Consider the following 24674-nt stretch of genomic DNA (forward strand, 5'->3'; position numbering starts at 1 on the left):
CCACCGCCTGGAGGAGGCCGAGAAGCGCGACCACCGCAAGATCGGCCGGGCCATGAACCTCTTCCACCTGCAGGAAGAGGCCAAGGGGATGATCTTCTGGCACCCCAACGGCTGGACGCTCTACCGCACGGTCGAGGCCTATATGCGCCGCCGCCTGGACGCCGACGGCTACGTCGAGGTCAAGGCGCCGCAGATCATGGACCGCGAGCTGTGGGAAAAGTCCGGCCACTGGCAGAAGTTCGGCCAGAGCATGTTCACCTGCGAGACCACGGAAGGCGAAGTCCTGGCCGTGAAGCCGATGAACTGCCCGGGCCACGTGCAGATCTTCAACTACGGCCAGAAGAGCTACCGCGACCTGCCGCTCCGGATGGCCGAGTTCGGCGCCTGCCACCGCTACGAGCCCTCGGGCGCACTGCACGGCATCTTCCGCCTGCGGGCCTTCACCCAGGACGACGCGCACATCTTCTGCCGCGAGGACCAGATCGAGGAAGAGTCGACGAAGTTCGTCCACCTGCTGGAGAGCGTCTATCGCGACTGCGGACTGACGCTGGATTCGGTGAAGCTGGCTCTCAGACCGGACCTCAGGTTCGGCACGGACGAGGTCTGGGACATCGCCGAGCAGAAGCTGGAGCGCGCGGCGATCGCCGCCGGCTGCCAGGTGGAGATGTTGCCGGGGGAGGGCGCCTTCTATGGCCCGAAGCTGGAGTTCCACCTGAAGGACGCCATCGGCCGCACCTGGCAGTGCGGGACGCTGCAGCTCGACTATGTGCTGCCCGAACGCCTCGACGCCGAGTACGTCGCCGAGGATGGCTCCAAGCAGCGCCCGGTGATGCTGCACCGGGCGATCTGCGGCTCGATGGAGCGCTTCCTGGGCGTAATGATCGAAAACTTCGCGGGCGCGTTCCCACTCTGGTTAGCTCCTGTTCAGGTTGTCGTCGCCACGATCACTTCGGACGCGGACGACTATGCGCGTCGGGTTGTGGCGGAGCTGAAGGCCAAGGGGCTGCGGGTGGACCTCGATCTGCGGAACGAAAAGATCAACTACAAGGTGCGCGAGCACAGCCTGGCCAAGGTCCCGGTGCTGGCCGTCGTGGGCCGGCGCGAGGCCGAGCTCGGCCAGGTCGCGCTGCGGCGCTTCGGGTCCGACGGACAGGAGATTCTGGAGCTCTCGGCAGCGGCGAACGCACTTGCCTTACAGGCGACTCCGCCTGATGTTGCGCGTGATGCAGGGGGAATTGAATCGCCGCCCCTGCGCACGGTCGGCGCCATGGAGGCTGGATGAACGGCATCGCCGCACCGATCGTCGCCGTTGAATCCGCTCCCAATCCGGATTTCCTCGGCGCTCGGCGCACAGTTTCCGTGGTCATGGTCGTCTACATGACCGGCGCCGCGCTCGATGAGAGCGTGGACCGGGTGCTGAAGGACGAACTGATCGACGAGTTCGTGATCGTCGACAACGGCTCGTCCGGCGCCGACGCCGCGGGCCTGCGCGCGCTCGCCGAGCGCGACCCGCGGGTGGTTCTGTTGAGCGGCCACGGCAACATCGGCTTCGCGCGCGGCGCCAACCTGGGCGCGCGCAAGGCCACCGGCGACGTCCTGGTGTTCCTCAATCCCGACGCCTTCCTGCAGCCGCGCTGCATCGCCGAGCTGGTGCGCGAGATCGAGGGCCGGCCCGTGCCCTGCATCGTCGGCGGCCGGGTGCTGAACGCCGACCTCACCGAACAGCGCGGCGCGCGGCGCGGCGACATCACGCTGGTGGCCGCGCTCCTGTCGCTCAGCCGTCTGGCCGAGAAGGTGCCGGCCTGGAAGCATCACGACGTCCACTGGGAGGGCCAGCCGACGCCCGATCAGGTCGCCGCCGTGCCGACCATCTCAGGGGCCTGCTTCTGCATGCGCCGCGAGGATTTCGACTGCGTGCAGGGCTTCGACGAGAAGTACTTCCTGCACGTCGAGGACGTCGACCTCTGCTGGCGGGTGCGCCAGATGGGCGGCCGGGTGCTGTTTCATCCCAAGGCCGAGGTGATCCACCTGGGCCACACCAGCCTGACCAGCCCGCTGCGCGTCGAATTCCACAAGGGCGTCGGCCTGGCGCGCTACTTCCGCAAGCGGGCGGTGGGCGTCACCCAACAGCTGATCGCCTGGATCCTGTCGCCGGTGGTGGTGGGCGCAGCGGTGGTGCGGCCGATGATGTGGCGGCTGCGAGGCCGCGCCGGCTAGGCCAGGGGCGCGGGAGAGACCGATGGCTCCGCGCTTTCTTCGAAGGATCGCCGGCTATGCGCCGCCCGGCCTGCGCCGCGCGGCGGCCGGGGCGCTGCTCGACCTGCAGAGCCTGCCGGCGCGCCTGGCCGACCCCGCGCGGCGGGCCGAGCCCTGGGCCTTCATCCACAATGTCGGCGACGGCGACTTCATCGCGGTGGGCGCGCAGCTGCTGCGCAACCTGCGCGACCACGCGGGCCTGAAGCCCTCCGACCGGGTGCTCGACATCGGCTGCGGCAATGGCCGGGTGGCCGAGCAGCTCGCGCCCTTCCTGAGCGACGGCGGCGGCTACGTGGGGTTCGATATCTCGCGTTCGGGCATCCAGGCCTGCCGGCGGCGGTTCGCGGACGCGCCGCACCTGCGCTTCGAGCACCTCGACGTCTGGAACGGCGAATACAACGCCGCCGGCAAGGTCGCCGAGCTCGACACGGTGTTTCCGGCGGCGGACGGATCCATCGACGTGGCCTTCGCCACCTCGGTCTTCACCCACATGCGGATGGCGGGGCTTCGCCGTTACCTCGCCGAGAGCGCGCGGGTGCTGAGGCCGGGCGGACGACTGGCCTTCACCGCCTTCGCCCTGGAGCCGGGCCGCGACCGCTCCGAGGTGTTCGAGTTCCAGCCGTTCGAGGAAGCCTCGGCGGTGATCGACCAGCGCTATCCCGAGCGCGCCATCGGCCATCGCCGCGATGTCCTGGAGGCGGCGGTCGCGCAGGCCGGGCTGAAGGTCGTGGCCCTGTTGCGCGGCGCGTGGCATCCGCCCGCGGAATATGACGGCGGCCAGGACCTGTTCGTCGTGGTGAAGCCCTAGGCGGGCATCGGGAAAACGCCCGCTCGGCTGACCGAGGCCGCCGGCGGCTTGCCGAGGATGCCGGCCATCCACTTGGCCGTGGAAATCAGGCCCGGCAGGTCGTAGCCGGTCTCGATGCCGGCGCGCTCCAGCATATAGACCAGGTCTTCGGTGCCGATGTTGCCGGTGGCGTCCGGCGCGAAGGGGCAGCCGCCCAGGCCGCCGCAGCTGGCGTCGAGCACATGCACGCCCGCCTCGACCGAGGCATAGGCGTTGGCGAGGCCGGTGTTGCGGGTGTCGTGGAAGTGCATGCGCAGGCGCTGGTCGGGCGCCGCCTTGCGGGTCGCCTCGACACGCTTGCGGACCAGCCACGGATCGGCGACTCCGATGGTGTCGGCGAGCGCGATCTCCGCCACGCCGGCCTCGGCGGCGGCGCGCACGATACGCAGGACCTGTTCCTCGGAGACCTCGCCGTCGAAGGGGCAGCCGAAGGCGACCGAGACGGTCACCGTGATCGGCGGACCGCCCTCGGCCTTCTGGCGCGCGGCGATGGCCTGCATGGCGATGGTCTGTTCCTCGGCCGAGGCGCCCTGGTTGCGGATGCCGAAGCCGTCGGTGGCGCAGACCACGACGTTGGCCTCGTCGCAAGCTGCGGCGACGCAGCGGTCCCAGCCGCGTTCGTTCAGCACCAGGCCGATGCGCGAGCGCCCGGGCTGATGCGGCAGGGCGGCGGAGATCTCCTCGGCGCCGGCCATCTGCGGCACGCGCTTGGGATTGACGAAGGAGACGGTCTCCATCCGGCGCGCGCCCGCGGCCTCCAGGCGGTGGATGAACTCGAGCTTCTGGTCGACCTCGAGCAGGGCCTTTTCGTTCTGCAGGCCGTCGCGGGGGCCGACCTCGACGATTTCGATGGTGCGGCTCATGGGGCTGCTCCGGGCTTCGGCGCGGCCGCCGCCTCATAGATGCGCAGGGTCATTGTCTTGCCGTCCGAATAGTCGAGGCCCTTCACCGTGGCCACCAGATGGGCCTGCGCACGATAGAGCGAAAGGGCCTTGCGGAAATCGGCCTCCTCGCGCTGTTCGACGACCGCCGGGCGGTGTTCGGAGATCGCCTGGGCCGCGTCCTCGGGCCCGGCGAGCTCGGTGGGCGTGCCGAGCGCGAAGACCAGGCTGGGCTCGGCGTAGCCGGCCACGGTGACCGGGGCGTCGGCGATCCCTTGCTCGGGCAGCAGCTTGGCCTTCTCCATCGCCCGCTCCGTCCGCGCCGACAGCCACAGCGGCGTCAGGCGCGGCGCGAGGCCCGCCGCCAGCGCCGCGTGGCCGGCGAGGCCCAGGGCCAGCGCCCCGGCCACCGCGGCCTGCGGCGTGCGGCGGACCAGCAGGTAGCCGCCGAGGAGGCCCGCGCCGGCCAGCAGCAGGGCCGTGAGGATCGCCGCCGGGAGGTCGGAGCCGTCGCCGTAGAGCTTGACCAGGTAGAAGGTCGCCGCGGCCAGCACCACGCCGAAGAACCCGCCGAGCACCGCGCCGGCCCAGCGGGGCCTGGGGCCGATCGCCTGGGTGAGGGCCGCGGCCGCCAGCCAGGCGATCGCGCCATAGGTGGGCAGGGTGTAGTGGACGAGCTTGGTCGGCAGGGCCTCGAAGACGATCCAGGACGGGAGCAGCCAGCAGAGCGCGAACCGCACCCCGGGCTCGCGCCAGCGGTGGACGGCGGCGACCACGGCGGCCGGCAGCAGCAGCGTCATCGGGAAGATCAGCAGCGGCGCCAGCAGGGTGTGGTAGCCGGGCGGCGCGCCATGCGTTTCCTGGCCGCCGGCCAGCTTGGGCGCGAGGTCGCCGGAGAGCGCGGCGCTCCAGAACCCGCCATCGGTGGCGACGGTGACCGCGCCCGCCCAGGGTCCGACGATGGCGGCCAGGATGATCAGGCCCCAGATCCAGTTGAGGCGGGCGAGCCAGGCGGGCCTTCGGTCGACGGCGATCAGGGCGATGATCGTCAGCGCCGCGACCATCGGCGCGATCGGGCCCTTCACCAGGATTCCGAGCGATAGGCCGAGCCAGAACAGGAGCCAGGCGCGCCGGCCCGCGGGCGGTCCGTCGCGCGCCTCGGCGTAGAGGCGGGCGAGCGCGGCCAGGGCCAGCGTCGTGCAGCCGCAGAGCATGGCGTCGGTCTTGGCGATCAGCGCCTCGGTGGAGAGCAGGAAGGTGGTCCCCAGCATGGCCCCGGCGAGCAGGCCCGCGGGCGCGCCGAAGAAGGCCGAGGCGCCCCAGGCGCAGGCCGCTGCCGCCAGCATGGCGCCGAGCAGGCTCGGGATGCGGTAGGCCCAGATCTCGCGGGCCTCGGGGCGGGAGAGCAGGGAGACGGTGGCGGCCTGCAGCCAGTGGATGCCGACCGGCTTCTTGAAGCGCGGCTCCTCCTGGTAGCGGATCACCACGAAGTCGCGGCTCTCCAGCATCTGGGCGGTGGCCTGGGCGAAGCGCGATTCGTCGCGGTCGAGCGGCGGGACGGCCAGCAAGCCGGGCAGGCCGGCCAGGAAGGCGACCAGCGCCGCCATGGCGGGTCCGCGCCAGCCACGGCTGAGGCGCGCCAATTCACCGTCGAGCTTCATCATGGCGGTGATAGCACGATCCTTCCCAACGCCGCCTTTTCCGCTATGGGAGGCCCATGGCCCGCAAGCCCGCCCCTTCGACGCCCGATATCTCCGTGGTGGTTCCCGTGTTCGACGAGGAAGGCGCCGCGCCGGCGCTCGCCCGCGAGATCGCGACCGCCTTCAAGGGCCGGAACTACGAGATGGTGTTCGTCGATGACGCCAGCCGCGACGGCACCCGCGCGGCGCTGAAGGCGCTGTCGGGCGAGATCCCGCAGCTGCGCGTGCTGGCGCACAGCAGGAACTCAGGCCAGAGCCGGGCGGTGCGCTCCGGCATCCTGGGCGCGCGGGGCGGCGTCATCGTCACCCTGGACGGCGACGGCCAGAACGATCCGGCCGATGCGCCCCGGCTGGTGGACGCGCTGACCGCCGGACCGCCGGAGCTGGCCCTGGTCGGCGGCGAGCGGGTCAAGCGGCAGGACAGCTATGCCAAGAAGCTCGCCTCGCGGATCGGCAACGGGGTCAGGAAGCGGCTGCTGAACGACACCGCCAACGACACCGGCTGCGGCCTGAAGGCCTTCCGGCGCGAGGCCTTCCTGCGGCTCCCCTACTTCGACCACATCCACCGCTACCTGCCGGCGCTGATGCAGCGGGAAGGCTATCTGACCGCCTTCCTGCCGGTGAACCACCGCCACCGCCAGACGGGCGCGTCGAAATACACCAACCTCGGCCGGCTCTGGGCGTCGCTGTCGGACCTCTATGGCGTGATCTGGCTGCAGTCGCGGGCCCGCAATCCGGGCGCCGTCGACGAGGTCTAGGTCAGGGCTGACAGGATCAGGACCACGACCGAGATATCGACGAAGCGGAAGACGACTTGCAGCATGAGCGCGGTCCGTGATCGATGGTTTCGAACACGGTTAAGCAAGACCGGCGCCAGCTTGCGGCGGACCCCATGGCCCTATTCTTCGACGCGGAATGGTTCGATGCGCGCCTCGGCGAGCGCGGGCTTTCGCGCGGGGTGCTGGCCGCGGCGGCCGCGATGAGCGCGGCGGACCTGGCGCTGGCCTTCAAGGACCAGAGGGAGCTTTCGGCCGGGGAGGTGGCGGCTTTTGCCGAGCTGCTCGGCGTCGAGGCCGGCGAGGTGGCGTCGCGGGCGGGCGTCTCGACGCCACTGCCCGGCCAGTCGGGCGCGGACACGCGGATCGCCGCCCTGGAGCGGCGAGTGGCGGCGCTGGAGGCGGAAGTCGCGCGGCTGCGCGGAGGCTAGATCTTGGTCTTCGCCGCCCGGCCCTTCGGCGCGCGGCGGTCCTTGGAGCCGGACCATTCGGTGCGGTTGTAGCTGACCTTGGCCTGGTCGATCACCGAGGCGCCGGCCTTCAGGCCGCGGCGCTCGCCCAGCAGCTGGGCCTCGATCTGCGCGGCGCTGGCGACTGGCGTCTTCGGCGGGATCGTGCGCGCCCGCGACACCGGAATGGGCAGGTTGGGCGCTTCGGCCTCGGCCTTGCCCTCGAGCTCCTCGATGATGTCCGCCGCCGAGGCCTTCGAGCGGCGGGTGGGCGGGGACCGGCGGGTCGGGTCGATGGGCGAGGTCATGACGCCAGTATGATCGCGGGTCCGGGTTAAGGAAATCGAGCGGCCGTCAGGACTTGCCGGCCAGCTTCTCGATCTGGGCCTGCATCTCCTCCATCTGCTTGCGAAGCGCGACCAGGGCGTCGTCAGCCGGCGGCGGCGCGGCCGGCGAGGCCGGTTCGGCGCGGGGCGCGGCCGGCGCGGCGTCCTCGGCCTTGGCGTAGGCGAAAGGCGAGAACATCTTCATCGCCCGGTCGAAGAGCGCCAGGTTCTGACGAACCTGCTCGTCGAACACGCTGCCGCCCGGCGCGTGGCCGAGCGAGGTGAACTGGGTCCGCATCCGCTCCTGCTGCTGGGTGAAGCTGGCCAGCGACAGTTCCAGGTAGCTCGGCAGGAAGGCCTGCATCGAATTGCCGTAGAAGCCGATCAGCTGCCGCAGAAACTGGATCGGCAACAGGCTCTGCCCCTGCTGGCTTTCCTCCTCGAAGATGATCTGGGTCAGGACCGAGCGGGTGATGTCCTCGTTGGTCTTGGCGTCGTAGACCACGAAATCGATGTTCTGCTTCACCATCTCGGAGAGGTGTTCGAGGGTGACGTAGCTGGAGGAGGCGGTGTTGTAGAGCCGCCGATTGGCGTATTTCTTGATGACGACGCGCTCGCCCTGGGCGGCGGTCTCCTGGCTGTCGGCCATCCCAAATCCTTTGCCGGGTGCGGACCTTAAGAACGTCGGGCCGCCAACCCACTGTTTCTGCACTGCAGTATCGCGGATGCGAGCGGAATGGCAATCGGCGGGAATGATGCGCGGGCTTGCGGAAACCTCAAGCCGTCCCAATAGATGACGGAAAGGGCCGCCTCCTACGCCGTCAAGGAACTCGTCATGAGCGACATCGTCATCGTTTCCGCCGCCCGGACCGCGGTCGGCTCGTTCAACGGGGCGCTTTCCAGCCTGCCCGCCCACGAACTCGGCAGGGTCGCCATCCTGGCCGCCATCGAGCGCGCCGGCATCAAGGCCTCGGACGTCGATGAGGTGATCATGGGCCAGGTGCTGCAGGCCGGCGCCGGCCAGGGCCCCGCCCGCCAGGCCTCGGTCAACGCCGGCATCCCGGTGGAGAGCCCCGCCTGGAGCCTGAACCAGCTCTGCGGCTCAGGCCTGCGGGCCGTGGCGCTCGGCGCCCAGCAGATCCAGGACGGCTCGGCCGACATCGTGATCGCCGGCGGCCAGGAGAGCATGAGCCAGTCGCCACACGCCCAGAACCTGCGCAACGGCCAGAAGATGGGCGACCTCTCCTTCGTCGACACCATGATCAAGGACGGCCTGTGGGACGCCTTCCACGGCTATCACATGGGCCAGACCGCGGAGAACATCGCCGCCCGCTGGCAGATCACCCGCGAGGACCAGGACCGGTTCGCCGTGGGCTCGCAGAACAAGGCCGAGGCCGCCCAGAAGGCCGGCAAGTTCGCGGGCGAGATCGCTCCGGTGACGATCAAGGGGCGCAAGGGCGACACCATCGTCGACCAGGACGAATTCATCCGGCCGGGAACGACGCTGGAGAGCATCTCCGGCCTCAGGCCCGCCTTCACCAAGGACGGCACGGTCACCGCCGCCAACGCCTCCGGCCTCAACGACGGCGCCGCGGCCCTGGTGCTGATGACCGCCGACGAGGCCAAGAAGCGCGGCTTGAAGCCCTTGGCGCGCATCGCCTCCTGGGCCCACGCCGGCGTCGACCCGGAGATCATGGGCACCGGCCCGATCCCGGCCAGCCGCAAGGCGCTGGAAAAGGCCGGCTGGGCGGTCGGGGACCTCGACCTGGTGGAATCCAACGAGGCCTTCGCGGCGCAGTCGATCTGCGTGGTCCGCGACCTGGGCCTGGATCCGGCGAAGGTGAACGTTAACGGCGGGGCCATCGCCATCGGTCATCCGATCGGCGCGTCGGGCGCGCGGATTCTCACCACCCTGCTGCACGAGATGAACCGCACGGACGCATCCAAAGGCCTCGCCACGCTTTGCGTCGGCGGCGGCATGGGCGTGGCCATGTGCGTCGAAAAAGTCTGAGATCATCGACCAGAGCGCCGGATCAACCGGCGACGGTCCTAGGGAGACGAACGGCATGGCCAGGGTGGCGCTGGTCACGGGTGGAACCCGTGGCATCGGACGGGCGATCGTGGAGCGGCTGACGGAGGACGGGTTCAAGGTCGCGGCCGGCTATTCCGGCAATGACGCGGCGGCCGAGGCGCTGAAGCGCGAGACCGGCGCCATGGTCATCAAGGGCAATGTCGGCAATTTCGCGGACTGCCAGCACGCGGTGGCCGCGGTGACCGCCGAACTCGGCCCGATCGACATCCTGGTGAACAACGCCGGCATCACCCGCGACGGCGTCTTCCACCGCATGCAATCTGAGCAGTGGAGCGAGGTGATCCGGGTGAACATGGATTCGCTCTTCAACATGACCCGTCAGGTGATCGAGGGCATGCGGGAGCGCGAATGGGGCCGGATCATCAACATCTCCTCGATCAACGGCCAGAAGGGCCAGGTCGGCCAGACCAACTATTCCGCCGCCAAGGCCGGGATGATCGGCTTCACCAAGGCGCTGGCCCTGGAGAACGCCAAGAAGGGCGTGACGGTGAACTGCATCGCGCCGGGCTACATCGACACCGAGATGGTGCAGGCGGTGCCCGCGAAGGTGCTGGAGGGCATTATCGGGCAGATTCCGGTGGGCCGTCTGGGCCGTGGCGACGAGATCGCCGACATGGTGGCCTTCCTGGCCGGCGAGCGGGCCGGATATGTGACCGGAACGACACTATCGCTCAATGGCGGCCAGTACCTGGTCGGTTAAGGCTGTTCCGTCGGGTGAAGGCCCCACCCCGGTCCAAAAAGCGCCCCAGTCGCCGCCCATGCCCTTGCACGTCATGACGGGTGAGCCACTGGCTTCTTCAAGGACGGGTTCAGCGGCGGTCAGCGCCGCGATCCTGTGCATAGCCCTTGGAATCGCCCATCCGGCGGCGGCCGGGCCGGTCGAGAGCCTGCGCCAGGGCCTGTTCGGGTCGCGCCCCTCGGACGGCCGCCAGTTCGCCGCCCCGCCGGTGGCGCGCTACGTCTCGGAGGATGGCGACGTCTTCACGCTCGACAAGACCCAACCCAAGCCGCTGCTGAAGTTCGAGAACAGCTTCGAGGTCTGGGCGCTCCAGCCGCAGGCCGCCCCGCGCGGCGACACCATCTACAAGAACGACCTGGGCGAGCCGGTGCTGCGCGCCACGCGCCTGGGCGGCGTCACCATCTTCACCGACCAGCGGCCGGGCGGCTCGGCCGCGGCGCTGGCGGGCGTCGGCACGCCGCTGCGGCTGGCGATCATGGGGCCCCAGGCGCTCCTCGAGCGGCTGGCGCAGGCCAGCGCGCGGGCCAGCCGCGCGGCGCGCCGGCTGATCCCCTTCGAAGCCGAGGCGACGCCGACGTCCTCCGCCCTGATCGCCGATTCCGCCATGGTGACCAGCGAGGCCGTGGTGCGGATGACCAAGCGCACGGATTCACGACGGCTGCTGGACCGCATCCTGAAGGTGCGGCTGGTGGAAGGCCGCAAGTCGGCGGCCCAGATCTATGAGGGCGTGCTGCAGGTGACGGTCGCGCCGCCCCAGGGCGTGGCCGGGCGGCCCTCCTCGGACCTGATCGTCCAGGTGTGCGAGACGATCCACTAGGCGCGGAAGCCTAGCCCTTGAAGTTGTCCTTGGCCGCGCGCACGGCGCCGAAGGCCATGTAGTCCGGCTCGCCGCCCGCCCCGACCCGGTCCGCCAGCTTGGGCGCCCGGAGGAACGGGTTGGTGGCCTTCTCAAGCGCGATGGTCGTCGGCACCGTTGGCTCGCCGCGCTCGCGCATGGCGAAGATCTTTTCGGCCCGGGCCTTCAGCGCCGGGGCGTCGTCGACCGACAGCGCGAAGCGGGCGTTGGAGGCGGTGTATTCATGGGCGCAGTAGACGGTGGTCTCGTCGGGCAGGGCGGCGAGCCGCTGCAGGCTGGTCCACATCTGCTCGGCCGTCCCCTCGAAGAGCCGCCCGCAACCGAGCGCGAAGAGGGTGTCGCCTACGAAGGCGATGCGGTCGGCGGGGTCGAAATAGGCGATATGGCCCAGCGTATGGCCGCCGGTCTCGATGACCTCGAACCGCGTCTCGCCCAGCATTACCACATCGCCGCCCTTCACCTCGCGGTCGATGGGGGTGAGCTTGGTCACCTCGGCGGGCCCGACCACGGTCGCGCCGGTGGCGGTCACGATCTCGGCGTTGCCGCCGGCGTGGTCGGGGTGCCAGTGGGTGTTGAGGATCAGGTCGAGCGTCCAGCCCTGGGCCTTGAGCGCCGCCAGGATCGGCGCGACCTCCGGGGTGTCGATACAGGCCGTCTTCCCGGTCGCCTCGTCGTGGGCGAGGAAGCCGTAGTTGTCCGAAAGGCAGGGGAACTGGTGGACGGTAAGCGGCATCGGGGAGCCTCCAGACTGGCAGGACGAACTCAAGCGACGCGATTTAGGTTGGCGCAAGGCCTTAGTCGAGCCTAGCCATGGGCTCATGCGCCGCGATGTCCTCGAGCTTCGGCAGTTCTACGCCTCCGACCTCGGCCGCGCCGCGCGCGCCATGGTCGGGCGCAAGGTGCTCGAAACCTGGGGCGACGCCCGCGGCCTGGACGTGCTGGCGCTGGGCTATGCGACGCCCTTCGTGGCGACCGCCCGCCACGCCGCGCGCCGCGTGGTGGGCGCCATGCCGGCCCAGCAGGGCGTCGAGATATGGCCGGCCGGCGAGCGCAACCTGACGACCCTGGTGGGCGAGGACAGCCTGCCCTTCGCCAACGCGCTCTTCGACCGCATCCTGGTGGTCCACGGCATCGAGGAAAGCCCCGACCCGATCGGCCTCTTGCGCGAGGTCTGGCGGGTGCTCGCTCCGTCCGGCCGGGTCGTGGTCGCCGTGGCGGCGCGCAATGGGCTTTGGGCCAACACCGAGAAGACCCCGTTCGGTCATGGCCGGCCCTACAGCCGCAGCCAGCTCGCCGAACTGCTGCGCGAGGCCGAGCTCGAGCCCTCCGGCTGGACCCGGGCGCTCTATGTGCCGCCGGTGAACTGGCTGGCCGGCTGGGCGGAGGGCTTCGAGCAGACCGGCTCGCGGCTATGGCCGGGATTCGCCGGGCTGCTGCTCATGGAGGCCGTGAAACAGACCTTCGCGGTGAAGCCACGCGGCCTTGGCGCGCGGGTGCGCCGGACCCGGCCCCTGCTCGCGCCGGCGCCCATTTCCAAGGCGCCGGGCCCGCAGACTCGGCGCGGCCTCTTGGAGGCGGGCGGGGAAAGCCTTAGCCTCGCGGGGAAGTCCAACCGAAAGGCCGCGCCATGAAGATGATCATCGCGATCATCAAGCCGAGCCGCCTCGACGCCGTGCTCGAGGCGGTCACCGAGGCCGGCGCCTCGGGGCTGACCGTCACCGAGGTGCGAGGCTATGGCCGGCAACGCGGCAAGACCGAAGTCTACCGGGGCGCGGAGTACGAGGTGAAGCTGCTGCCGAAGGTGAGGCTGGAGATCGCCGTCCCCTCCGACATCGTCGACGCGGTGATCGAGGCCGTGGCGCGCACCGCCAACACCGGCAAGATCGGCGACGGCAAGGTCTTCGTCATCGACCTGGAGCAGGCCCTGCGCATCCGCACAGGCGACCGCGACGCCGCCGCCATCGCGGGCTAATCCTTCGCCCGCCGCCGCGGCTTCGGAGCCGCCGGCTTCGGCGCCTCGACCTCGCCGAACAGGTTCTGCGCGGCGGCGACCGGGGCGGCTTCGGCGCGGCGGCTGAGCAGGAAGAGCGCGGTCTCCGAGCGCCAGTTCTCCAGGAGGCCGTCCGGCCGGATCGATCGCGCCCGCTTGCCGCTGGAGAGCGCCGCGCAGGCGTCCACCCGCAAGCCGAGCTCGCGGCAGAGATCGGTGAAGTCGCGAAGGGTGCAGAGGTGGATGTTCGGCGTCGACCACCAGGGGTCGGGCAGGGCGCGGGTCTCCGGCATGCGCCCGCGCGCCATCAGCGACACCCGCATCCGCCAATGGCCGAAGTTCGGCACCGAGACGATCGCCTGGTCGGCGATGCGCAACAGCTCGGAGAGCACGTGCCTGGGCTCACGCATCTGCTGCAGGGTCTTCGACAGGATCGCGTAGTCGAAGGCCTTGGTCGGGAAGTGGTCGAGGTCGCGGTCGCCGTCGCCCTGCACCACGGCCAGGCCCTTGGCGAGGCAGGCGGAGACGCCGGCCGGGCTGATCTCCAGCCCCTGGCCGTCGACGCGCTTCTCGCGGGTGAGCAGCTCGAGCAGTTCGCCGTCCTCGCAGCCGACGTCCAGCACCCGCGCGCCGGGACGCACCAGCCGCAGGATCTCGGCGAAGTCCTCGCGGATGGCCGGCACTAGAGGCCCCGCGCCTGGGCGGTGGAGGCGAAGAAGCCGCGCAGGGTCGCGTCGAACTGCGGCTCGTCGAGGAAGAAGGCGTCGTGGCCCTTGTCGGTCTCGATCTCGGCGAAACTGGCTCGACAACCCGCGGCGTTGAGCGCGCGGACGATGTCGCGGCTCTCGGCGGTCGGATAGAGCCAGTCGGATGAGAACGACAGCACACAGAAGCGCACGCCACGGGCCTTGCGGAACGCCTCGGCCAGCACCCCGCCGTGCTGGGCGGCGAGGTCGAAGTAATCGAGCGCGCGGGTGATGTAGAGGTAGGAGTTGGCGTCGAAGCGGTCGACGAAACTGGTCCCCTGGTGGCGCAGATAGCTCTCCACCTGGAAATCGGCGTCGAAGCCCCAGGAGAGTCCGTCGCGCTGCAGCTCGCGGCCGAACTTCCGCTGCAGGGCGGGCTCGGACAGGTAGGTGATGTGGGCGGCCATGCGCGCGACGGCTAGGCCCTTCTCCGGCCTGACGCCGGCGGCCTCATAGGCCCCGCCGCGCCAGTCGGGGTCGGCCATGATCGCCTGGCGGCCGACCTCGTGGAAGGCGATGTTCTGGGCCGAATGGCGGGGCGCTGCGGCGACGCAGACCGCGCTGAACAGCTTCTCCGGATAGTCCGCCGCCCACTGCAGCACCTGCATGCCGCCCATGGAGCCGCCGACCACGGCCAGCAGGCTCTCGATGCCCAGCGCCTCGATCAGCATGGCCTGGGCGCGCACCATGTCGGCGATGGTGATCACCGGGAAGGTGAGGCCATAGGGCGCGCCGGTCTTCGGGTTGACCGAGCTCGGCCCGGTCGAGCCCATGCAGCCGCCCACCACATTGGTGGCGATCACGAAGTAGCGGTCCGGATCGAGCGGCAGGCCGGCTCCGATCACGCGGTCCCACCAGCCGGGACGGCCGGTGATCGGGTTCACCGATCCGGCGTGCTGGTCGCCGGTCAGCGCGTGGCAGACCAGGACGGCGTTGGACTTGGCCTCGTTCAGGCGGCCATAGGTCTTGTAGGCGACCTCGAGAGGCTCGAGCCTGGCTCCGGAATCCAGGCGCAGGGCCTTGCCGGCCGGGAACCGCATGGTCCCGCCGTCCATCGCACGCGCAGGGCTGGTCTTGGCTGCGGCGGTCATGCGGGCCTTAGGACCGCCAAGCCCTTTCGCTGTCAATGGCCGCGAGGCGGCTTCGCAGCCGGCGCGGGGGCGGCTATGAGGGCTCTGTCAGGGGTGGAGTGTGCATGGACCGGCTGATCCTTTTCCGGCACGGCAAGGCTGAGCCGGAATCCGCCAGCGGCGAGGACTTCGACCGCCGGCTCGCCGGCCGCGGGGTCCGCGAATCGGCGGCCATGGCCGCCAAACTGGCCGATCTGGGCTTTGCGCCGGACGTGGCGCTGGTCTCGCCCGCCGCGCGGACCCGGGAGACCTGGGCGGCCGCCGAGGCGCATTTCCCCAAGGCCCGGGCGCAGTTCGACGGCGAGCTCTATCACGCTGATTCCGGCGCCATCCGGCGCGAGGCCGAACGGGCGGGCGAGCGGGCCGGCACGGTGATGGTCGTGGGCCACAATCCGGGGATCCAGGAGTTGACGGTGCGTCTCCTGATGGAGGGCTCCTCGCCGGCCACCCTGATCGAGCGGGCGCGGCGGCAGTTCCCCACGGCCGCCGCCGCGGTGTTCCTGTTCGACGACAACGGCCGTCCGTCCTTCGACGGCCTGTTCTTCCCGGATCGCGGCGATTGAGCCGCATCTACAAGATCCTCCCGCGCGAGGCGTGGGAGGCGGCGCTGGCCCAGCGCCGCTTCGACGGCTCGCCGGTCGACCTGCAGGACGGCTTCATCCACTTCTCGACCGCCGAACAGGCCCAGGAGACCGCGCGCCGGCATTTCGCCGGCCAGCAGGACCTGGTGGTGCTGGCCGTGGAGGCCGACGACCTGGGCTCGGCCCTGCGCTGGGAGGCGTCGCGCGGCGGGGCGCTCTTCCCGCACCTCTACGCCCGGCTCGAGACGGCGCTGGTCCGCGCCGTGACGGAGGCTCCGCTGGGCGCCGACGGCGCGCCACAGGTCGAGATTTCCGAGTGAGCGGCCTGCATGGCCTCGCGACCCAGGCCCTGCGGGCGCTCGACCCGGAGGACGCCCACCGCGCGGCGATCCTCGGCCTGAAGGTGGGACTGGGACCGGTCGGCGACCGCGACGATCCGATCCTGGCGACGTCGCTGGCGGGCCTGCCGCTGTCGAACGCCGTGGGTCTGGCGCCTGGCTTCGACAAGGACGCCGAGGTCTTCGCGCCGATGCTGCGCGCCGGCTTCGGCTTCGTGGAGTGCGGGACGGTGACCCCGAAGCCCCAGGCCGGCAATCCGCGGCCCAGGCTCTTCCGGCTGAGCGAGGACCGGGCGGTGATCAACCGCATGGGCTTCAACAACCGCGGCCTGGAGGCTTTCGCCGGCCGGCTCGCACGCCGGGGCCCGGGCGTCGTCGGCGCCAACATCGGGGCCAACAAGGACTCCGAGGACCGCATCGGCGACTACGTCACCGGTCTCAAGCGGCTCTGGGGCCTGGCGTCCTATTTCACGATCAATGTCTCCTCGCCCAACACCCCCGGTCTCAGGGCGCTGCAGACCAAGGCCGCGCTCGACGAGCTGCTGGGCCGCCTGGCTGAGGCGCGCGGCGTCCTGCCGGCGGCGGCCGGCGGGCCGATGTTCCTGAAGGTCGCGCCGGACCTGGAGCCCGGCGAGGTGGAGACCATTGTCGGCGCCTGCCTGGGCTACGGCGTGACCGGGATCATGGTCTCCAACACCACCGTGTCGCGGCCCGCGCTCGGGTCGCGGTTCGCCGGCGAAACCGGCGGGCTTTCCGGGGCGCCGCTGAAGGCGCTCTCCACCCGCGTGCTGGACGAGTTCGCGCAGATCGCAGCAGGGCGCCTGGTCCTGGTCGGCGTTGGTGGAATCGGTTCGGGCGGCGACGCCTACGCCAAGATCCGGGCCGGGGCCTGCGCGGTCCAGCTCTATTCGGCCCTGGTGTTCGAGGGGCCGGACCTGGTCATGCGGATCAAGCGCGACCTGGCGGCGCGGCTGCGCGCCGACGGCTTTACTGCGATAAGCGAGGCTGTGGGCGCACAATAGGCGTTCAGGAGGCCCAGGGCTTGCAGGCCCCAGGCCCGCGTTGCCGAAGCGGCCGCGCTGCATTAACTCGGAAGGATCATGGCGGACGCCGCCCCCACGCCACAGGAGCTGACACGGCCCAAGAGGCCCCGCTTCTTCTGGCCGGGCGGCCTCTCCGCGCGCCTGCTCACTCTCACCATCCTGTTCGTGGCCTCGGCCGGGGCCTTCGCCCTGCCGCCGGCGCTGGCGTCCTTCGAGGAGAAGTGGCTGCTGGACCGCATCCGGGCGGCCGAACTTGCCTCGCTGGCGCCGGACGCCACGCCGGACCGCAAGGTCTCCCAGCAGATCGCCGCCCAGCTTCTCGAGGGCGCGGGCGTGGTGCGGGTGGCGATCCAGGCTGACGGCGTGCGCCGCCTGGTGCTGGGCGGGCCGTCGCTGAAGCGCGCGCCCTATCTCGTCGACCTGCGGGCCCAGGCGCCGACCTCCTGGCTCGTGGCGCCCTTCCAGACCCTGTTTGCCGGCCATGGCGGCTATGTGCGGGTGGTGGCGAGCCCGACCTTCCTGCGCCGCGTCGACTTCATCGAGATCGTAGCCCCTGACGCGGACCTGAGGCGCGGGCTGGTCTCCTACCTGTGGAAGCTGATCCTGGTGGCGGCCTTCGTCTCCACCGTGGCCGGCGTGCTGGTCTATCTGACGCTGAACTTCTTCCTGGTCCGGCCGATGCAGCGGATCACCAAGGCCATGGAGCGGTTCCGGGCCGATCCCGAGGACGCCGAGGCGCGGGTGCAGCTTTCCGGCCGCCGCGACGAGATCGGCCGCGCCGAGGCAGAGCTCGACCGTATGCAGGCCGATCTACGCACGGCCCTGAACTCCCGGGCGCGGCTGGCGGCGCTGGGCGAGGCGGTGGCCAAGATCAACCACGACCTGAAGAACATGCTGACCAGCGCCCAGATCGCCTCGGAGCGGCTGGCGGCCCTGAAGGACCCCAAGGTCAGCCAGGCGCTGCCCAGGCTCGAACGCGCGCTCGACCGGGCCGTGAAACTAGCCTCCGGCGTGCTGGCCTACGGCAAGACCCAGGAGGCGGCGCCCGAAGTCCATCCCGTGCCGCTGGCCGCCGCCATCGAGAGCGCGGCGGAGGAGGCCCGGCTCACCGAGCGGAACGTCGCGCTCACCTGCAATATCGGCGCGGCCGAGCAGGTCAGCGCCGATCCCGACCAGTTGCACCGGATCCTGGCCAACCTGCTGCGCAACGCCCGCGAGGCCATCGAGCACCAGGAGCGGCGCAGGGCGCCGGGTCGTATCTCGGTGACCTTGTCACGCAGCGCCGAGGCCAGCCTCGTGCGGGTGACGGACAATGGGCCGGGCGTGCCGGATCGGGTGCAGGAGCGGCTGTTCCAGCCCTTCGCGGGGTCCGGGCGGCCTGACGGCGCGGGCCTCGGCCTCGCCATCGCCCGCGAACTCGCCCAGGGCCACGGCGGAGACCTCACCCTGGCCGCGACCGGGCCGAAGGGCTCGACCTTCGAGCTTCGCCTGCCGGGCGTTCCCCCGCCGGCTGCGACGCCCGCACGCCGCCGCGCGACGAAGAGCGGGGCTGCCTAGTCGCCCTCCCCACCAACTCCGGCCGCTACGCCACCAACCGAGAAGCCTTGGGAGGATCAGGAGCCTTCGGAGGCCTGACGAGCGGCAATTTCCTCGGCTGCGGTCGCTTCCAAGTCCCATTCCTCGGCGATCTTGGCGATGCTCTCCTGATCGGCGACGTTGCCGATAGAAGCGCCGAGCCGCTTGGCCTGGTCGGCGCGGGCGCGGAGGCGTTTGGCGTCTTCCATCGATCAGGATGCCGCTCAATTGTCTGGTGGCGCAAACTGTATGTAGGAATCCGGACCTAGCGGCCCGGGCGGTGGCGACCTCGGAAGTTTCAGGCGGGGCCGGCTAGTAGCCCTTGGCGACGCCTTCGCGGCGTGGGTCGGCGCCACCGCGAAGGCCGTTCGGCGTGACCTCGATCCCCTGCAGGCCGGAGCCCTCGCCGAAGGCGCCGCCTTGCAGTTTCACCCCCTTGGCCGCCAGGGCGTCGACCACGCCGGGCGGATATTTCGCGGGCTCCGAGGCGTAGAAGGTTCCGGCCCCGATCAGGTTGGGCAGGCTGATCGCCTCCTGCATGGGCAGCTTCCAGTCGAGCGTGCCGACCAACCCCTTCAGGTTGAAGGCGATGATCGAGGGGCCGCCAGGAGAGCCCAGCGCCTCGACGAACCGGCCTTGCTTGTCGAGCACGATGGCGGCCGCCATCGACGAGCGGGGCCGCTTGCCGGGCGCGACCGCATTGGCGGCCGGCGCGCCGTCGGACTCCTTCGGCTCGAAGGAGAAGTCGGTCAGCTGGTTGTTGAGGAAGAAGCCGCCGACCATCCGGCCGTCACCGAAGATGCTCTCGACGGTGGTGGTCATGGACAGCACGTTGCCGTCCTTGTCGACGATCACGAAATGGGTGGTGCCGCCGGGCTCCTTGGTGCGGTCAGGCGCGCGGACGCCGGCCCCCCTGGGCTTGCCGGGCTGCGGCGGCGGGCCGGCGGTCGCCGGGTTGATCAACTTGGCGCGGCTATCGAGATAGGCCGGCTCCAGCAGGCCCTCCATCGGCACGTCCACGAAGTCCGGATCGCCGTAGTAGCGGTCGCGGTCGGCGTACATCAGCCGGCTCGCCTGGCTGAACAGGTACCAGCCCTGGGCGTCGTTGCGGTGCGCCCCGATGTCGGTGCGCTCGAGGATGCCGAGGCCTTCCAGGACGGCCGGACCGCCGGAGGGCGCGGGCGGCACGCAGACCACATAGACCCGGTAGGGGCGGCAGACCGCCGGCGTCGCCTTGGGCTTGTAGCTGGCCAGGTCCTTCAGCGTCATGGTCCCGGGCATCGGGCTCTGGTGAAGCTTGTCGACGATGGCCTGGGCGATCGGACCTTCCAGCAGGGCCTTTGGCCCTTGGGCCGCGATCTTGCGCAGGGTTTCGGCGTAGGCCGGGTTCTTCATGATGTCGCCGGTCTTGACCTTGGTCCCATCCGGCTTGGTGAAATAGGCGACGGCGTCGGGCTGGGAGGCCTGGGGCGCGCGCGAACTGGCGGCCGCCGCCATCCGCGCCGGCACCGCGAAACCGTCGGCCGCCATCCGCTCGGCGTCGCCGAACAGGTTGGCCCAAGCGAGCTTGCCGTGTTGGCTCTGCGCCAGGTGGAGCATGGCGATGGCGCCCGGCACGCCGGCCGAGCGGCCGCCGATGATCGCCTGTCCCTTGGGCAGAGCTCGGCCGTCCGGGCCGTAGAACATCTCGGGCGTCGCGCCGGCCGGCGCGGTCTCGCGGCCGTTGTAGGCGGTCACCTGGCGGGTCTTGGCGTCGTAGAAGACCATGAACGATCCGCCGCCGAGGCCGGAGCTCTGCGGCTCGATCAGGCCCAGAACCGCCTGGACGGCGACCGCGGCGTCGATCGCCGAGCCGCCGGCCTTCAGCACCTTGAGCCCGGCGTCGACGGCGGCCGGCTCGGCCGCGGCGATCATCACCGAGGGGCCCTTCGGGACGGCGGCGGGCGCGCCCTGGCTCGGGACGGCGACGGCGGAACTGGCGAGCAAGGCGGCGAGGCCGACGGACAGGAGTCGCTTAGCGAGGGTCACGTGACTGAAAGCTCCGGAGGCGATGGGGCGCCACGATATTGCGGCGCGTAGACAATGATGCTTGGGCTGTGCGAGGTCCGCCAATGGCCATGCCTTCGCATGCCCGCCCGGGCGCCCGCAACCTGATCACCGATATCCTGGGTCTGAAAGTCGGCCAGGCCCAGCAGATGGACCGGCGCACGGGGGTGACCGTGATCCTTCCGGACGAGCGCGCGGTCTGCGCCTGCGACGTGCGCGGCGGCGCGCCGGGCACGCGGGAGGCCGATGCGCTCAGCCCCGAGAACCTGGTCGAGGCGGTAGACGCCGTGGTGCTGTCCGGCGGGTCGGTCTACGGCCTCGCCGCAGCCGACGGGGTGGCGGCCTGGCTGGGCGCGCGTGGACGCGGCTATGGCCTGGCGAACGCGCCCGGCGTGCCGGTCTCGCCGGTGATCCCCGCGGCCATACTGTTCGACCTCGCCAACGGCGGCGACAAGGCCTGGGGCGAGGACCCACCCTATCGCGCGCTTGGCCTAGCCGCCGTGGCCTCCGCCGCGGAGACCTTCGACCTGGGGACCGCCGGCGCGGGCTGCGGGGCCATGGCGGGCTCGCTGAAGGGCGGCGTCGGCTCGGCCTCCATCGTCGCCGCCGACGGGATCGCGGTCGGCGCCCTCGTGGCGGTGAACAGCTGGGGCTCGGTGACCGCGCCGGGCGGACGAACCTTCTGGGCCGCGCCCTACGAGATCGACGGCGAGTTCGGCGGCCTGGGCTCCGCCGGCCTGGCGGCCGCCCCGGAGGACTGGGGGCGCGCCAAGACGGCGGGTGACGCCCGCAACACCACCGTCGCTTGCGTGGCCACCGACGTGGCCCTGACGCCCGCCCAGGCCAAACGGGTGGCGATCATGGCGCAGGACGGCCTGGCGCGCGCCATCCGGCCGATCCACGCGCCCTTCGACGGCGACGTGGTGTTCGCGATCTCCACCAGCCGGCGGCCGATGCCGGAGGCGGCGGACTACACGGTGGCCCGGATCGGCGCGCTCGCCGCCGACACCCTGGCCCGCGCCGTCGCCCGCGCGGTGTTTGAGGCGACGCCCTGGCCCAGCGCCGAGGCGCCCTGCTGGCGCGACCTGCGGGCTTAGGAAAACGCCCGCGCCCGCGTCGCTTGAAGCCGTGGCGATGTCTGCCTATGCAGGGCGCCTCCCGGCCGACGCCGCATGCCCGCGGCCGAGGCGGCCGGTCTGGAAGGCGGTTGGCGTTTCGTGAGCCTTGGCGATCTCGTCCGACGCGACGTCGCGACCCGCTTCGGCCCCATCGCGCTGTGGAGTCGTCCCGGCGTGTTCGCGCCGTCCGCCAAGCCCATGGTGCTGGCGATCGGCGGGACCTTCTCACCCGTCGAGGACCTCAAGAACCTTCCCAATGCGCTGAGCGTCCTGGCCGACGCCTGCATCATGCGCATGCCAGGCGCGGATGCCCCGCCGCTGACCTCGTTCGCCGTTTCGGATATCGCGCTCGCGGTCGGCGAGTTCATCGAGGCCGTGTTCCCGAGACGCCCGGTGATGCTGCTGGGGGTCTCGCTGGGCGCCGTAGTGGCCCTGGGCGTGCGCGCCCGCAACCTGGTCCGGGTGGTCGCGATCGAGCCGCCGCTGATCACCGGCGGGCTCTGGCCCATCGTCGGGCCGCTGCGCGAGGTCCTCGGCCGCACGACCGACCTTGCCGCCGGCGACATGGTCTTCGAGGCCTTCGGCGTCAGCGCGCACGAGACGGCGGACCGGAATTACCTCTCGCTGCTGGACGGGTTGCGCGCGCCCGCCGACGTGATCCTGGGCGGCGAGCCGCTGGAGCCTGAGCGCCCGGTGAAGCGCTTTCCAAGCCTGGTGACCGCCGCCGCGCGCCGGCGTCTCGCGCAGGATCCGCGGGTGCGGCTGCACCTGATCCCCGAGGCCGGCCACAATCTTCTCGGACAGGCCGCCGGGCCGACGCAGGACATCATCCTGGAAGCTTGCCGCCGCGCCTCGGCGGTGAACCCCTTCGACGCGGCTGAACTCGACGAGCCGCTGCTGGAATCGACGCCGCTCACGGCGCGGCGCCTGCTCTACTGGGGCGCGCACGGTGAGACCTTCCGCGCCGCCATGGCCCCGACCAATCCCACCGCCGAGATCGTTGTGCTCGCAGAGGGCGAGACCGACCTGCCGGGGGAGGGCGGGTTCGACGCCATCGTCGCGGCCGCCGCGCCGCCGGCCCCGATGCTGGCGCGGTTCGCCGCAGCCCTGCGGCCGGGCGGCCATCTGGTGGCCCGCTGGACCGAACCCCGGCAGGACGTCGCCGGGCAATTGGCTCCGCACGGTCTGAAGTTGCGCGAGCCCGTCGACGAGGCCGGCACGGGGGTGATCCGCGCCCAGAAGCGCGAGGGCCGCCCCGAGCCGGCGCTGCATCTGAAGACCGTGGTCTATGCGGGTCTCCTGATGGACATCCGCACGCGCCTGCCGGCCCGCGCCTTGCGATCCGATCCTGAGCTGCAGGTCGCCTATGAGACCCCGCCGACCAGGCTGCCGACGCTTTCCCCCGACACGCCCAAGGTGGTCATCCTCCAGCGCAGCGCCGAACTCGACGCCGAGCGCTGGCGACCGCTGCTGGCGACGGCGATCCAGGCCGGCTGGATCGTGGTGAAGGAATATGACGACCACCCCCGGCTGATCGCCGAGCTACAGGGACGGCCCGCGTCGGAGGCCGACATGCTGCGGTTCGGCTTCGCGCACGCCGTGCAGACCTCGACGCCGCAGCTCGTCGAGGCCTTCCGGCCCTACAATCCCGAGGTCGTCATGTTCCCCAACTCGGCGTTCGATCTCGCACCGTTCATCGAGGGCGACCGGCCGCCGCGGGTGTTTTACGGCGGGATGATCCGCGGCGACTATGCGGTCGACGTCGCCCGCTCGCTGAGGCCGGTGGTCGCGGAACACCCGGAAACCGAGTTCGTGGTGATCGGCGACCAGCGGTTCTTCGAGGCCCTGCCGACCGAGCGGAAGCACTACCACGGCTATATGAGCTTCGAGGGCTACCTGCGGCTGATGAGCGAGTGCGCGATCTCGCTGTCGCCCATCGCGCCCCTGCCCCTGCGGGAGACCAAGAGCGACGCCAAGTTCATCGACGGGTCGCGGTCCGGCGCCCTGACCATCGCCTCGCCGACCATCTACGGCCGGGTGATCGAGCATGGGGTGAACGGCCTCCTGGCGCCGGAGATCGCCGACTGGGCGCCGCTGCTCAGCCAGGCCCTCGGCGACCAGGATCTGCGCAGCCGGCTGGCGCGCCGGGCCTGGGACTATGTCCGCGAGGAGCGGATGTTCGCGGGCCAGATCGCCCGGCGCCGCGCCTGGTACCGCGACCTCTGGTCCCGCCGCGAGGCGCTGAACGAGGCGCTGATGCAGCGGGTGCCGGGCCTGCGCGAGATGGTCGCGGGTTAGAGCCGCCCACCGACCGGATAGAGAACGCCCTTGAACCTTCAAGCGCGACAAGGAATGAAGCGCGGCGTTAAATTCCCCGCCCTGACATGGACCCTTACCGATGAGCGAAACCACCGAACCGGGCGTCCCTCCGCCGGCCAGGGCCGTTGAGGTGTTGCGGCGCAAGGCGCTGCGCGGCCCGGCCTACCGCGAGTTCGTGCGCGACATCGTCCGGCTGAAGCATGCGCGCAGCTATCTCGAAGTGGGCGTGCAGAGCGGCTCGACGCTCGCCCTGATCGACTGCCCGAGCATCGGCGTAGACCCCAACTTCATCTTCGACCGAAATCCGGCGGGCAAGAAATCGGTGCTCCACCTCTACCAGATGGGCAGCGATGAGTTTTTCCGCGACCACGATCCGCGCGCCATTTTCGGCGGGCCGGTCGACGTCGCCTTCCTCGATGGCCTGCACCAGTTCGAATATCTGCTGCGCGACTTCATCAACACCGAGAAGGTCTGCGGCCCGGCCTCGGTGATCCTGCTGGACGACTGCCTGCCGATCAATCTGGAGATGACCGAGCGCAAGCACCGGCCGGAGCTGCGCAAGGACAAGGCCATCGCCGGCTGGTGGACCGGCGACGTCTGGAAAGTGGTCGAGATCCTCCGGGAATACCGGCCCGACCTGCGCATCACCCCGGTCGACGTCGTGCCGACCGGCAGCATTGTGGTCAGCAACCTCGATCCCGGCTCCACGCGCCTGAGCGACGCCTATTTCGAGATCATCGACCGGTTCGCCGCCGTCGAGCTCGACGCCAAGAGCTTCGAGACCTACTGGAAGGCCAATGCGCCGGTCGCGGCGGCCACGCTCACCGAGGATTTCAGCCTCTCCCTGCGCACGCGAGCTTGAAGTC

26 protein-coding genes are annotated in these 24674 nt (G+C 70.7%); 17 read left to right on the plus strand and 9 right to left on the minus strand.

The window, feature by feature from the left end:
- The 3 genes from thrS to ACESMY_RS06485 form a co-directional block, all read left to right on the plus strand.
- Window positions 1-1282, plus strand: a 1282-nt coding sequence (thrS, locus tag ACESMY_RS06475) for a threonine--tRNA ligase (protein ID WP_372783413.1), incomplete at its 5' end; no start/stop codon positions are given.
- Window positions 1279-2217, plus strand: a complete 939-nt coding sequence (locus ACESMY_RS06480) for a glycosyltransferase family 2 protein (protein ID WP_372783415.1) — start codon at window positions 1279-1281, stop codon at window positions 2215-2217. The genes thrS and ACESMY_RS06480, both read left to right, overlap by 4 nt.
- A gap of 22 nt (window positions 2218-2239) precedes the next feature.
- The gene (locus ACESMY_RS06485; RefSeq protein WP_372783417.1) at window positions 2240-3064 is read left to right on the plus strand and encodes a class I SAM-dependent methyltransferase; all 825 of its coding nucleotides are present in this window, start codon (window positions 2240-2242) and stop codon (window positions 3062-3064) included.
- Here ACESMY_RS06485 and ACESMY_RS06490 read toward each other — a convergent pair.
- Together ACESMY_RS06490 and ACESMY_RS06495 are read right to left on the minus strand one after the other, a co-directional pair.
- Window positions 3061-3966 (minus strand): hydroxymethylglutaryl-CoA lyase, encoded by a 906-nt coding sequence (locus ACESMY_RS06490; protein ID WP_372783419.1) that lies wholly within the window; start codon window positions 3964-3966, stop codon window positions 3061-3063. The genes ACESMY_RS06485 and ACESMY_RS06490 overlap by 4 nt on opposite strands.
- Window positions 3963-5645, minus strand: coding sequence for an ArnT family glycosyltransferase (locus tag ACESMY_RS06495; protein WP_372784047.1), 1683 nt, complete (start codon window positions 5643-5645; stop codon window positions 3963-3965). Before ACESMY_RS06495 ends, ACESMY_RS06490 begins: the two co-directional genes overlap by 4 nt.
- A 56-nt stretch (window positions 5646-5701) precedes the next feature.
- Here ACESMY_RS06495 and ACESMY_RS06500 point away from each other — a divergent pair, with 56 nt between their 5' ends.
- Both ACESMY_RS06500 and ACESMY_RS06505 read left to right on the plus strand, forming a co-directional pair.
- Window positions 5702-6442, plus strand: coding sequence for a glycosyltransferase (locus tag ACESMY_RS06500; protein ID WP_372783421.1), 741 nt, complete (start codon window positions 5702-5704; stop codon window positions 6440-6442).
- A 134-nt stretch (window positions 6443-6576) separates the two neighbouring features.
- Complete coding sequence (locus ACESMY_RS06505; RefSeq protein WP_372783423.1) at window positions 6577-6891, plus strand: DNA-binding protein; 315 nt, start codon at window positions 6577-6579, stop codon at window positions 6889-6891.
- On the opposite strand, the gene ACESMY_RS06510 is transcribed toward ACESMY_RS06505, so the two are convergent.
- Window positions 6888-7217 (minus strand): hypothetical protein, encoded by a 330-nt coding sequence (locus tag ACESMY_RS06510; RefSeq protein ID WP_372783425.1) that lies wholly within the window; start codon window positions 7215-7217, stop codon window positions 6888-6890. The two genes, ACESMY_RS06505 and ACESMY_RS06510, sit on opposite strands and share 4 nt — an antisense overlap.
- A gap of 46 nt (window positions 7218-7263) precedes the next feature.
- The gene (phaR, locus tag ACESMY_RS06515) at window positions 7264-7884 is read right to left on the minus strand and encodes a polyhydroxyalkanoate synthesis repressor PhaR (RefSeq protein WP_372783427.1); all 621 of its coding nucleotides are present in this window, start codon (window positions 7882-7884) and stop codon (window positions 7264-7266) included.
- A gap of 186 nt (window positions 7885-8070) precedes the next feature.
- On the opposite strand from phaR, the gene ACESMY_RS06520 reads away from it, so the two are divergent.
- Genes ACESMY_RS06520 through ACESMY_RS06530 form a run of 3 tightly spaced genes read left to right on the plus strand, consistent with a single transcriptional unit; the run spans window position 8071 to window position 10883 of the window.
- Window positions 8071-9246, plus strand: coding sequence for an acetyl-CoA C-acetyltransferase (locus ACESMY_RS06520; protein ID WP_372783429.1), 1176 nt, complete (start codon window positions 8071-8073; stop codon window positions 9244-9246).
- A gap of 55 nt (window positions 9247-9301) precedes the next feature.
- Window positions 9302-10027 (plus strand): acetoacetyl-CoA reductase, encoded by a 726-nt coding sequence (phbB, locus tag ACESMY_RS06525; protein ID WP_372783431.1) that lies wholly within the window; start codon window positions 9302-9304, stop codon window positions 10025-10027.
- A gap of 58 nt (window positions 10028-10085) precedes the next feature.
- On the plus strand, window positions 10086-10883 hold the full coding sequence (locus tag ACESMY_RS06530; protein ID WP_372783433.1) for a DUF4908 domain-containing protein: 798 nt from the start codon (window positions 10086-10088) through the stop codon (window positions 10881-10883).
- Window positions 10884-10893: 10 nt separating this feature from the next.
- Here ACESMY_RS06530 and gloB read toward each other — a convergent pair whose 3' ends face one another.
- Window positions 10894-11655: a hydroxyacylglutathione hydrolase gene (gene gloB, locus ACESMY_RS06535; protein ID WP_372783435.1), complete on the minus strand. Its 762-nt coding sequence runs from the start codon at window positions 11653-11655 to the stop codon at window positions 10894-10896.
- 85 nt (window positions 11656-11740) lie between these two features.
- Here gloB and ACESMY_RS06540 point away from each other — a divergent pair, with 85 nt between their 5' ends.
- Together ACESMY_RS06540 and ACESMY_RS06545 are read left to right on the plus strand one after the other, a co-directional pair.
- The gene (locus ACESMY_RS06540; RefSeq protein WP_372783437.1) at window positions 11741-12553 is read left to right on the plus strand and encodes a class I SAM-dependent methyltransferase; all 813 of its coding nucleotides are present in this window, start codon (window positions 11741-11743) and stop codon (window positions 12551-12553) included.
- Window positions 12550-12894: a P-II family nitrogen regulator gene (locus tag ACESMY_RS06545; RefSeq protein ID WP_372783439.1), complete on the plus strand. Its 345-nt coding sequence runs from the start codon at window positions 12550-12552 to the stop codon at window positions 12892-12894. The genes ACESMY_RS06540 and ACESMY_RS06545 overlap by 4 nt, the downstream gene beginning before the upstream one ends.
- Here the strand turns inward: ACESMY_RS06545 and metW are convergent.
- Together metW and ACESMY_RS06555 are read right to left on the minus strand one after the other, a co-directional pair.
- Window positions 12891-13595 (minus strand): methionine biosynthesis protein MetW, encoded by a 705-nt coding sequence (metW, locus tag ACESMY_RS06550; protein WP_372783441.1) that lies wholly within the window; start codon window positions 13593-13595, stop codon window positions 12891-12893. The two genes, ACESMY_RS06545 and metW, sit on opposite strands and share 4 nt — an antisense overlap.
- Window positions 13595-14749, minus strand: a complete 1155-nt coding sequence (locus tag ACESMY_RS06555; RefSeq protein ID WP_372783443.1) for a homoserine O-acetyltransferase — start codon at window positions 14747-14749, stop codon at window positions 13595-13597. The genes metW and ACESMY_RS06555 overlap by 1 nt, the downstream gene beginning before the upstream one ends.
- A gap of 104 nt (window positions 14750-14853) precedes the next feature.
- Here ACESMY_RS06555 and ACESMY_RS06560 point away from each other — a divergent pair, with 104 nt between their 5' ends.
- The 4 genes from ACESMY_RS06560 (at window position 14854) to ACESMY_RS06575 (ending at window position 18307) form a co-directional block, all read left to right on the plus strand.
- Entirely contained in the window at window positions 14854-15351 is a 498-nt protein-coding gene (locus ACESMY_RS06560) for a histidine phosphatase family protein (protein WP_372783445.1), read from the plus strand.
- On the plus strand, window positions 15348-15689 hold the full coding sequence (locus ACESMY_RS06565; protein WP_372783449.1) for a DUF952 domain-containing protein: 342 nt from the start codon (window positions 15348-15350) through the stop codon (window positions 15687-15689). Before ACESMY_RS06560 ends, ACESMY_RS06565 begins: the two co-directional genes overlap by 4 nt.
- On the plus strand, window positions 15686-16729 hold the full coding sequence (locus tag ACESMY_RS06570) for a quinone-dependent dihydroorotate dehydrogenase (RefSeq protein ID WP_372783451.1): 1044 nt from the start codon (window positions 15686-15688) through the stop codon (window positions 16727-16729). The genes ACESMY_RS06565 and ACESMY_RS06570 overlap by 4 nt, the downstream gene beginning before the upstream one ends.
- 78 nt (window positions 16730-16807) lie before the next feature.
- Window positions 16808-18307 (plus strand): sensor histidine kinase, encoded by a 1500-nt coding sequence (locus ACESMY_RS06575; protein ID WP_372783453.1) that lies wholly within the window; start codon window positions 16808-16810, stop codon window positions 18305-18307.
- 56 nt (window positions 18308-18363) lie between these two features.
- Here the strand turns inward: ACESMY_RS06575 and ACESMY_RS06580 are convergent, their stop codons facing one another.
- Both ACESMY_RS06580 and ggt read right to left on the minus strand, forming a co-directional pair.
- Entirely contained in the window at window positions 18364-18534 is a 171-nt protein-coding gene (locus ACESMY_RS06580) for a hypothetical protein (protein WP_372783455.1), read from the minus strand.
- A 103-nt stretch (window positions 18535-18637) separates the two neighbouring features.
- The gene (gene ggt, locus ACESMY_RS06585) at window positions 18638-20353 is read right to left on the minus strand and encodes a gamma-glutamyltransferase (protein WP_372783457.1); all 1716 of its coding nucleotides are present in this window, start codon (window positions 20351-20353) and stop codon (window positions 18638-18640) included.
- An 83-nt stretch (window positions 20354-20436) separates the two neighbouring features.
- Here ggt and ACESMY_RS06590 point away from each other — a divergent pair, with 83 nt between their 5' ends.
- The 3 genes from ACESMY_RS06590 to ACESMY_RS06600 all read left to right on the plus strand — a co-directional run bounded on the left by ACESMY_RS06590 (window position 20437) and on the right by ACESMY_RS06600 (window position 24670).
- Window positions 20437-21468, plus strand: coding sequence for a P1 family peptidase (locus ACESMY_RS06590; protein WP_372783459.1), 1032 nt, complete (start codon window positions 20437-20439; stop codon window positions 21466-21468).
- A 75-nt stretch (window positions 21469-21543) separates the two neighbouring features.
- On the plus strand, window positions 21544-23787 hold the full coding sequence (locus tag ACESMY_RS06595) for a hypothetical protein (RefSeq protein WP_372783461.1): 2244 nt from the start codon (window positions 21544-21546) through the stop codon (window positions 23785-23787).
- A gap of 100 nt (window positions 23788-23887) precedes the next feature.
- A complete protein-coding gene (locus tag ACESMY_RS06600) occupies window positions 23888-24670 on the plus strand; it encodes a class I SAM-dependent methyltransferase (RefSeq protein ID WP_372783463.1) in 783 nt (260 codons plus the stop codon).
- Window positions 24671-24674 lie beyond the last annotated feature (4 nt).

Origin of the sequence: Phenylobacterium sp. (assembly GCF_041691455.1) — a bacterium.
Lineage (GTDB): Bacteria > Pseudomonadota > Alphaproteobacteria > Caulobacterales > Caulobacteraceae > Phenylobacterium.